9 protein-coding genes and 1 pseudogene are annotated in these 8,237 nt (G+C 62.7%); 1 reads left to right on the plus strand and 9 read right to left on the minus strand.

Annotated features, from left to right (window positions below; translation table 11 throughout):
• Positions 1–11: 11 nt before the first annotated feature.
• Genes GUY40_RS15530 through GUY40_RS15550 form a run of 5 tightly spaced genes read right to left on the minus strand, consistent with a single transcriptional unit; the run spans position 12 to position 4,870 of the window.
• Positions 12–1,031 (minus strand): polysaccharide biosynthesis/export family protein, encoded by a 1,020-nt coding sequence (locus GUY40_RS15530; protein WP_166569798.1) that lies wholly within the window; start codon positions 1,029–1,031, stop codon positions 12–14.
• Positions 1,032–1,076: 45 nt separating this feature from the next.
• Positions 1,077–1,724, minus strand: coding sequence for a CpsD/CapB family tyrosine-protein kinase (locus tag GUY40_RS15535; RefSeq protein ID WP_166569799.1), 648 nt, complete (start codon positions 1,722–1,724; stop codon positions 1,077–1,079).
• Between the two features lies 1 nt (position 1,725).
• Entirely contained in the window at positions 1,726–2,472 is a 747-nt protein-coding gene (locus GUY40_RS15540) for a sugar transferase (RefSeq protein WP_166569800.1), read from the minus strand.
• Complete coding sequence (locus GUY40_RS15545; RefSeq protein WP_166569801.1) at positions 2,469–3,521, minus strand: NAD-dependent epimerase; 1,053 nt, start codon at positions 3,519–3,521, stop codon at positions 2,469–2,471. Before GUY40_RS15545 ends, GUY40_RS15540 begins: the two co-directional genes overlap by 4 nt.
• A complete protein-coding gene (locus GUY40_RS15550) occupies positions 3,518–4,870 on the minus strand; it encodes a UDP-glucose/GDP-mannose dehydrogenase family protein (protein ID WP_166569802.1) in 1,353 nt (450 codons plus the stop codon). The genes GUY40_RS15545 and GUY40_RS15550 overlap by 4 nt, the downstream gene beginning before the upstream one ends.
• A gap of 422 nt (positions 4,871–5,292) precedes the next feature.
• On the opposite strand from GUY40_RS15550, the pseudogene GUY40_RS15555 reads away from it, so the two are divergent.
• A pseudogene (locus tag GUY40_RS15555) lies at positions 5,293–5,499 on the plus strand (sulfatase); the annotation flags it as partial.
• Positions 5,500–5,555: 56 nt separating this feature from the next.
• Here the strand turns inward: GUY40_RS15555 and GUY40_RS15560 are convergent.
• Genes GUY40_RS15560 through GUY40_RS15575 form a run of 4 tightly spaced genes read right to left on the minus strand, consistent with a single transcriptional unit; the run spans position 5,556 to position 8,049 of the window.
• Positions 5,556–6,185, minus strand: a complete 630-nt coding sequence (locus GUY40_RS15560; RefSeq protein ID WP_166569803.1) for an START domain-containing protein — start codon at positions 6,183–6,185, stop codon at positions 5,556–5,558.
• Position 6,186: 1 nt separating this feature from the next.
• Entirely contained in the window at positions 6,187–6,981 is a 795-nt protein-coding gene (locus GUY40_RS15565; RefSeq protein ID WP_166569804.1) for a transcriptional regulator, read from the minus strand.
• Positions 6,978–7,466, minus strand: a complete 489-nt coding sequence (locus tag GUY40_RS15570) for an RNA polymerase sigma factor (protein WP_166569805.1) — start codon at positions 7,464–7,466, stop codon at positions 6,978–6,980. Before GUY40_RS15570 ends, GUY40_RS15565 begins: the two co-directional genes overlap by 4 nt.
• Positions 7,467–7,512: 46 nt before the next feature.
• Entirely contained in the window at positions 7,513–8,049 is a 537-nt protein-coding gene (locus GUY40_RS15575) for a M48 family metallopeptidase (RefSeq protein WP_166569806.1), read from the minus strand.
• Positions 8,050–8,237: the final 188 nt, after the last annotated feature.

Below are 8,237 nucleotides of genomic sequence, written 5' to 3' on the forward strand. Positions count from 1 at the left end.
GCCCTTGTTGGTCAATTGTCACTGTCTTTGTTGTCGACGCGGTAGGCGAAGCTGAAACCCACCCCTTGGAAGAGCACGACGTCCGCCAGTTGCCTGGACAGTTCGCCGGCGGTGGCCAGGCGGGTCTTGGGCACGTAGAGCATGTCGCCCGGTTGCAGGAAGGCGACCTTGTCGGCCTTGCCGTCGAGCAGCTTGTCGACGTCATAGCGGTGCGCGTCGACCTGGTTGCCGTTGCGGCGCATGATCACCACCGAGTCCAGGCGGGCCTTGATGTTCGGGCCACGGGCCAGGGTCAGCGCTTCCAGCACCGAGACTGGGCGGCGGACCGGGAAGGCGCCGGACTGGCCGACTTCGCCCAACACGTAGATCTCGTTGCCGGCCGTGGACTTGAGCAGTACGTCCACCCGCATGCGCCCGGGCAACGAGGCGTAGCGCTCGTTCAGGTATTTTTCCAGCTGGTTGAGGGTCATGCCTTGCAGCGGGATCGAACCGATTTCCGGGAAGCTGGCGTGGCCGTCATTGCCCACGGTGATCTCGCGGCTCATGCCGGTGGCGGGGTGATTAAGGGCGCTTTTGAGGTTGCCTTCGTTGGTCAGCGGGCTGATGACCGCGACGCTCATGCCGTCGCGGTTGCGCTGGAATACGCTCTTGTCGCGGTAGGCTTTCTGGATTGCGGTACGGGCTTGGTCGGTGGTCATGCCGGCGATGTAGACCGGCGTGTTGAGGTTGCGCAGCTGGATGGTGCCGTCGGGCAGCACCAGTTGGTTGCCATTAAGCTGGGTGGCCGAATCGAAGGTCAGCGCCACGGTGTCGCCGGACTGTACCCGGTAGGCATCCGAGCCGCTGGTGCTGATATGGAAAATGACATCCAGCACATCCTGGGGCCGCAGCACCTGTTCGGTTCTGGAGACCTCACTGTCCTGGGCGTTGGCTGGCGCAGCGGTAAGGATTTGCACCGGCATTTGTGCCTCCTGCTGGCTGGAGCAGCCAACCAGGGGTAATAGCATCAACGCAAGCAATCTGGCTTTCATGGTCTTGTCCTTGATCTTGTCCTTGGTGTTGTCCCTGACCTGGCATTACAGGTTGTTATAGAGCCACTTGGGCATGTAGTACTTGCGTCGGTTGAAGACACTGCCGATCAGGCTCGCACCGGCCTGGGTCAGGCGTTGGGCGGCGGCCTGGGCCACTTCCCAGCGCGTGTCTTCGGCTTGCACCACCAGGACCACGCCATCGACCAGCGTGCCGATCACCAAGGTGTCAGTCCCGGTGTACACCGCATCGCCGTCGATCACCACAAAGCGGTATTGCTCACCCAATTGCTTGAGTAGCGGGCGCAGCCGCTCCGGGCTCAGCCGCTCGTTGCCACGGGTGGCATGGCCAACCGGCAGGATGTTGAAGGGCAGGGACGACAAGTGCACGATGCAGTCGTACACCGACGGTGGCGTCTCCCGGTTGAACAACAGGTCGCGAAAACCGCGCTCCTTGCCCAGCCCCAGTTGCTGGCTGATGTTGGTGGGGCTGGCGCTGGCGTCGACCAGCAGCACACCGCCGCTGCTCGTGCCCGCCAGCTGGCTGGCAAGCGCCAGGGCACTGGTGCTGGTGCCGGTGCCGGAATTGGCCGCGGTCAGCATGAGGATCCGTTGATCCTGGTTGAGAACGGTCGAGGTCAGATTGGTCTCGCTCGGACTCGCTATGGTCAAGCTTCTGGAAGAGGAACCGTCCATTTCAACTTGCTCCGTGGCCACTGAAGACTTTAAAGGGGGTTTTCAACAAGATGATCAGATCAAGCTTGAAGCTTTGCTCGGCGATGTAGCTCAGGTCGAGCTCCACCCGCTGGTCAAAGTCGATGTTGCTGCGCCCGGAGATCTGCCACAGGCCGGTCATGCCGGGGTAGATGCTCAGGCGCGCCAGATGGCTGTCCTTGTAGCGGTAAGCGTTGAACGAGGTGGGGCGCGGGCCAACCAGGCGCATGTCGCCCTTGACCACGTTGATCAGGTTCGGCAGTTCGTCCAGGCTGCTGCGCCGCAGCCAGCGGCCGATCGGCGTGACGCGCGGGTCCTTGTCGATCTTGAAGTCGATCGAGTCGGCGCCGTGCTTGTTGAGGTGGCGCAACGACTCTTTCAGGGCTTCGGCGTTGACCACCATGGTGCGGAACTTGTACATGCCGAAGCTGCGGCCCCTGAAGCCTGTGCGTTTCTGCACGAAGAATATGGGCCCCGGGCTGCTGTACTTGATCACGGCCGCCAGCCCCAGCAACAGCGGCGCCAACAGCACCAGCAGCACCAGGGCGCCAAAGCAGGCGACCACACGGTTGGTGCGCGAGAGGTTCCAGGGCCGGCCACCGGGGCGCCCGGTAATCCATCCCCGGCCCTGACGGTGAATCGCCGCATCAATGCGCATGCGATGGCCCGGGTCCAGGCGCATGTCTTGTTGCAGCCCTTGCAGGGCCGCGTCTTTAGGCTGTCCGGTCATTTGATACTCCGATGTGCGGACACTGCCAGTGCCGACCTGTCCTCGGCGGGCAGGGAGTAGTAGTCACGGAACCAGGACACAAAGTGCGCAAGGCCCTCGTCCAGTTCCACCCGTGGATAAAAGCCGGTGGCCTGGGCCAGCGCCGTGGTATCGGCGCAGGTGTCCAGCACATCTCCCGGTTGCAGCGCCAGTAAAACCTTCTCGGTAAAGCGGCCCAGGTGCTTTTCCAGCAAGGCCACGTACTCCTTGAGTTCGACGGGGTGCTGGCCGCCGATATTGAAAATCCGCCAGGGTGCACGACTGGTGGCCGGGTCGGGCGTTACGTCGGCGCTCGCGGTGGGCGGCAGTGGCAACAACCTCACCAGGCTTTCAATGATGTCGTCGATGTAGGTGAAGTCGCGGCGGTGCTCACCGTAGTTGAACAGCTTCAGTGGCTGGCCCTGGGCGATGGCCTGGGCGAACAGGATCGGCGACATGTCGGGCCGGCCCCAGGGGCCGTAGACGGTGAAGAACCGCAGGCCGGTGGTGGGGATGCCGTACAGGTGGCTGTAGCTGTGGGCCATCAGTTCATTGGCTTTCTTGGTCGCGGCGTACAGCGACAGCGGATGGTCGACGTTGTCCTGGACGCGGTACGGCACCTGCTCGTTGGCGCCATACACTGAACTTGAAGAGGCATACAGCAGGTGCTGGACCGGGTGCCGACGGCAGCCTTCAAGGATGTTCAGAAAGCCTGTGAGGTTGCTGTCGGCATAAGCGCGCGGGTTTTCCAGCGAGTAGCGCACCCCTGCCTGGGCGGCCAGGTGAATCACCGCCTGGGGGCGTTCATGCTCGAACAGCTCGGCCATGGCCTGGTGGTCGGCCAAGTCAACCCGCCACAGCTGAAAGTCACCGGCCTGTTCGCGGACCCAACGCACCCGGGCGTGCTTGAGCGCCGGGTCGTAGTAGTCGTTGAAGTTGTCCAGGCCGCAGACCTGATGGCCATCAAGCAGCAAGCGACGCACGCAATGGGCACCGATGAAGCCGGCCGCGCCGGTGACCAGCACTTTCATTGTGCCGTCCCGGCTGCAGCGTAGTGGCGCAGGCCGATGCCGCTGTAGTACAAGCCGTAGGCGGCGACCTGCTCGGGGTTGTACAGGTTGCGGCCGTCGATGATCACTTTCGAACGCAGCTTGCGCGCGAGCAGGTCGAAGTCGACGACCCGAAAGTTCTTCCACTCGGTGCAGATCACCAAGGCATCGGCATCCTCCAGGGTGTCGTCACGGGTAGCGCACAGTTGCAGGTCATTTCGGTAGCCGTAGAGGCGGCGGCATTCGGCCATGGCCTCCGGGTCGAAGGCGCACACCGTGGCACCTTCGGCCCACAGGGCTTCGATCAGGTAGCGGCTGGGCGCTTCACGCATGTCATCGGTGTTGGGCTTGAACGCCAGCCCCCACACGGCGATGCGCTTGCCTTCAACCCCATGGGGGAAGCGCGCCTTGAGTTTGGCGAACAGCACGTGGCGCTGGGCATCGTTGACGTCGGTGACGCTTTGCAGCAGGCGCAGCGGCATGCCGCTGTGTTCGGCGGTGTGCAGCAGGGCCCGCAGGTCCTTGGGAAAGCACGAGCCGCCAAAGCCGCAGCCGGGGTAGATAAAGTGGTAACCGATGCGCGGGTCCGAACCAATGCCCTTGCGGACCGCCTCGATGTCGGCGCCCAGCAACTCGCTGAGGTTGGCCAGCTCGTTCATGAAGCTGATGCGGGTCGCGAGCATGGCATTGGCGGCGTACTTGGTCAGTTCGGCGCTGCGGCAATCCATGAACATCAGTTTTTCGCGGTTGCGGCAGAAGGGCGCGTAGAGCTCGCTCATCTGTTCACGGGCCAGCTCGTCGTCGGTGCCGATGATGATGCGGTCCGGACGGGTGCAATCGCTGAGCGCGCTACCTTCCTTGAGAAACTCGGGGTTGGACACCACCCGAACGCTAAGCGGGTGCTTGTCGAGCTGTTGCAGTTCGTGGCGGGCTGCGGCGAGCACCTTGTCGGCGGTGCCGACCGGAACCGTTGACTTGATGATCAGAATTTTGTCGGTGGTCATCAGCCGGGCAATTTCCCGGGTCACCCCCAGTACGTGGCTGAGGTCGGCCGAACCGTCTTCATCGGGAGGGGTGCCGACGGCGATGAAAATCAGCTCTGCATGGGTGACGGCATCGCTGGCCTGGGTGCTGAAAAGCAGCCGTCCATCCTTGATGTTTTCCTCCAGCAGGGTCGACAAACCAGGCTCATGTATTGGAGGAACTGCGCGCTGTAACTGACTGATTTTATTATGATCGATGTCCACACAGAGGACTCTGTGTCCAACATCCGCCAGGGCCGCGGCCTGAACTAGACCGACGTAACCTGTGCCAAATACGCTCACGTCCATGTTGGCGTGCCTCGTAAGATTTGGAAGGGTTGTAAGGAACCTGAGACTGTTGAAACTAGGTGTAGACCAGTGGGGCAAAAGCGTGTCAAGGAACTGACATTCAGACCCCCGGTTTGGGCGCTGGAAGGGCTGGCTTTTTGAGATCAATTCGCCATTAAATCAAGCACTTGCTCTGACTATTGGCCAGAAATGTCCTGCTTGACGAGGCGATGAACGGTCACGAAAGGTAAAGGCAAATTGCCTTGGGTCAAACCATGGGGATCGCCGTTCTGAAACACATGGCGCACATCGGCTTGCGCTTTGGAGCACTGATGCTAAGTTGACATACATCTGTTGCAGGCCCTTCAGACACCCCTGCAGCCCGCCTCCAATGAGGGATCGACGGTGGCCGCCCGTGCTGACTATCTGAAGATGAATTCGACTGGCAGTACGCCCGCAATGCAGGCTTGGGGACTGTCTATGTGGACGCGCAACGCACTGCCGGCAACCTGCAAAACCTGATGACTGAACTCGAGCGTCAGGATATTGACGAATTCGTCCAGTTCGACAACGTTAGCGTCCTCGACCGGGACATGGCCGCGGCGAAAAAGCTCATTGAGCTGATCAACGATGGCAAACCGCAGTTGATTGAACCAGGTGGTGAAACCCAGCCCAGCGGATTCAGGGTTGGCGAAGGGTAAATGAGTCAGGGCTTGGGCGCACGGATGCCCTGGCGTTCGGCCACCGCGCGCAAGGTGCGCAGGGTTTCCATCGGCGCATCGATGACAAAGCGGTTGGCGAGCCAGGCGGGCACTTCACCGCCGGGTTCGGCACGCATCTGGTAGATCACCCGGGTTTGACGCTCGCCAGTGGGCTCGAAAATCCAGAGGCCGGACAGGTAGGGCACCCGGATGTAGCCCTTGACGCGTGGGCGGTAATGGGGCACTGCTTTGATACGCCGCAGCAGCTTGCCGTTGTCCTTGCGCTCGGTGACCACGTGCAGCACCAGGTCGCGCGGCTCGGCGGGCCAGGGCAACTTGGTTTTCATGTACACCCAGGTTTCATCGCCCTTGACCTTGAGCAGCTCCATCTGTGCGCAGGCATACAGCCAGGCGCAGGCGACCCGCAGGTTTTCCTGCAGGTCCGACAGGGTGGAGACATCCGCTTGGATATCGACCACTCCGCGGTAACTCTGGTAGCGCGAGCCCGGCACCTGGCTCAGGTACACCTGCACGCCGTCTTCGTCCTTGCTCAGGCGCCAGGTGTCGGCCGCCTGACCCGCGGGAGCGAGCAGGCTGGCAGCCATCAGCAGGGGCAACAGGGGGTGTCTGGACATATCAGGCCTGCAATCGAGTTCGGATCAGGATTGCCATGGTTTCCAGGCTGGCTGGCGGGCTGCGGCCAATCAGCAGAAAAGCATGCCGGTGGGTCGCCCAGTGCACCAGATTCAGCCCCTGCCGGCGTTCGTGTGCCAGTCCAGCTTCGCCTTCTCGAGGCGTGATGCACAAGGCCAGCGGGTCGTGACTGGTGTCCTGGTAGGCCAGCTGGGCAATCGGCTGGCCATCGTATTGCAGCAGCTGCGCGCGCTTGAGGGTCAGCCCCGGTAACTGAACGCTCTCCAGCGTCAATGCCAAGGCCAGGCGCTCGCTCACGATCGCCAGTTGCGCCCGTTGGCTGGCGGCATCCACGGGCAACTGCTCCAGGGTGCTGCGGGTGTACAGTGCCATGTAGTCGGCCACCTGCTCACGCCAGTTGTCCTGGTTCAGCCGGGCCCTGGCCAGCCAGCCCAGCCAGGCGCGGTCAGCCAGCACCCCGAAGGCGAACAACCCGGCGGCGGCCGCCACTAACTGACGCCTGCCAATGCCGGTGACGCGAGCGGGAGCTGCCGGTGGCTCAGGCAATGCCGCGAGCATGGAGGCCAGCCGCGTTTGCGGTGCCTGGCAGAGCAAGTCGTCAAAAGCTTCGGTGAGCGGGGTCAACCCGCCCTGGCGCAGCCACGCCAGACGTGCAGCCAGCGCCGGGTTGGCGTCGATCTGCAGCTGGACTTGGCGGGCGTGGATAGTTTCGAGCTCGCCATCAATCAGCGCGGTCAAGGTTTCATCGCTGACGGGAGCGTTGATGTGCGGGGTCATGACAGGTCTCCCGGGGCCGACGAGCCCTGCGCCAGTTTCACTCGTGCAGCGGCCAGGCGACTCATCACCGTGCCCACCGGCACGCCCAGCAGCTGTGCCACCTCGCGATAGCCCAAGCCTTCAATGTAAGCCAGGAACAGTGTTTCGCGCTGGGCCGAGGGCAGGGCGCTGACCTGGCGCAGCACCTCGCTGGCATAGACATGCCATTGCGCAATCTGCTCGCCATCGACGACCAACACCTGCTCGGCCTCCACCTGGCCTTGCCCTCGGCGAACGCGCTGGGCACGCAGTTCGTTGAGCCAGACCGAGCGCAGGATCGAGAACAGCCAGTGGTCCAGCCGGCTGCCGGGGGTAAATTGCCCGGCGCGCTCAAGTGCCCGTACGCAAGTCGCCTGCACCAGGTCTTCGGCCAGCTGCGGCTGGCGCGACAACACCAGCGCGTAACGCCACAGGCGCGCCAGGTGGGGGCCCAGCTGATTGCGCATATCGGTCGAGGCCGCGATGGTCGCCTCCGCAGATCAGGACAGGTGTTCATAGCGCTTCAGGGTGCGCGATCGAGGCTGACAAGTCCTCATAGGACTCGCAGTCGCGGCCACACAGACGCTCGATCATTTGCAGCTGCTCCCGGGCCAGATCCAGGCGACCCTTGAGTACGTAGGCTTCACCCAGGTATTCACGCACCAGCACATACTGCGGATCGAGTTGCACTGCCTTCAGATAGTAGCCGATGCCTTCATCCACGCGCCCCAGCTTGCGGGTGGCGTAACCTCGGTAGTTGAGCGCTTGCGGGGTGTCGGGCTGCTGGAGGGTGTCGAGCAGGTCCAGGGCTTCCTGGGAGCGATCCAGCCTGGTCAGGTGGTAGGCATAGGCGGCGCGGTCGGCGTCCTGCAGCAGCTGGCTGGTTTTCAGCACGCAACGGCGGATGCTGCTGTCCCAGACCTTGCCTTTGGGACACGTGGGGATGGGCGGGCCATCGCCGTCACCGTTGGCCAGGGCAGTGCCGGCGACCAGGCAGAGGATGAGGCCGACGAGGATCAGTAGCCAGTGACGCCGGGACGAAGTGCTCATCAAGTGTGTCTCCTGAGAGAGGGGCCAGGCGTGAACACTTCAGGGTGTGGGTTTATTCGGCTGTAATTACATGGACTCGCCCACGCCGAGGCGTCAATGCGCCACGGTGGCGGTCTAAGAAGCCAACGACAGCGAGGGCGAGTCCATGAAAAAGAATACGACGATAGATCAGTCCCTGTCTTCCACCG

The organism is Pseudomonas sp. R5(2019) (assembly GCF_009905435.1).
GTDB lineage: Bacteria > Pseudomonadota > Gammaproteobacteria > Pseudomonadales > Pseudomonadaceae > Aquipseudomonas.

Excerpts from the sequence above, each read along its gene's own strand:
- GUY40_RS15530 (WP_166569798.1), bottom strand. The coding sequence starts at position 1,031 with ATGAAAGCCAGATTGCTTGCGTTGATGCTATTACCCCTGGTTGGCTGC.
- GUY40_RS15535 (WP_166569799.1), bottom strand. The coding sequence starts at position 1,724 with ATGGACGGTTCCTCTTCCAGAAGCTTGACCATAGCGAGTCCGAGCGAG.
- GUY40_RS15540 (WP_166569800.1), bottom strand. The coding sequence starts at position 2,472 with ATGACCGGACAGCCTAAAGACGCGGCCCTGCAAGGGCTGCAACAAGAC.
- GUY40_RS15545 (WP_166569801.1), bottom strand. The coding sequence starts at position 3,521 with ATGAAAGTGCTGGTCACCGGCGCGGCCGGCTTCATCGGTGCCCATTGC.
- GUY40_RS15550 (WP_166569802.1), bottom strand. The coding sequence starts at position 4,870 with ATGGACGTGAGCGTATTTGGCACAGGTTACGTCGGTCTAGTTCAGGCC.
- GUY40_RS15560 (WP_166569803.1), bottom strand. The coding sequence starts at position 6,185 with ATGTCCAGACACCCCCTGTTGCCCCTGCTGATGGCTGCCAGCCTGCTC.
- GUY40_RS15565 (WP_166569804.1), bottom strand. The coding sequence starts at position 6,981 with ATGACCCCGCACATCAACGCTCCCGTCAGCGATGAAACCTTGACCGCG.
- GUY40_RS15570 (WP_166569805.1), bottom strand. The coding sequence starts at position 7,466 with ATGCGCAATCAGCTGGGCCCCCACCTGGCGCGCCTGTGGCGTTACGCG.
- GUY40_RS15575 (WP_166569806.1), bottom strand. The coding sequence starts at position 8,049 with ATGAGCACTTCGTCCCGGCGTCACTGGCTACTGATCCTCGTCGGCCTC.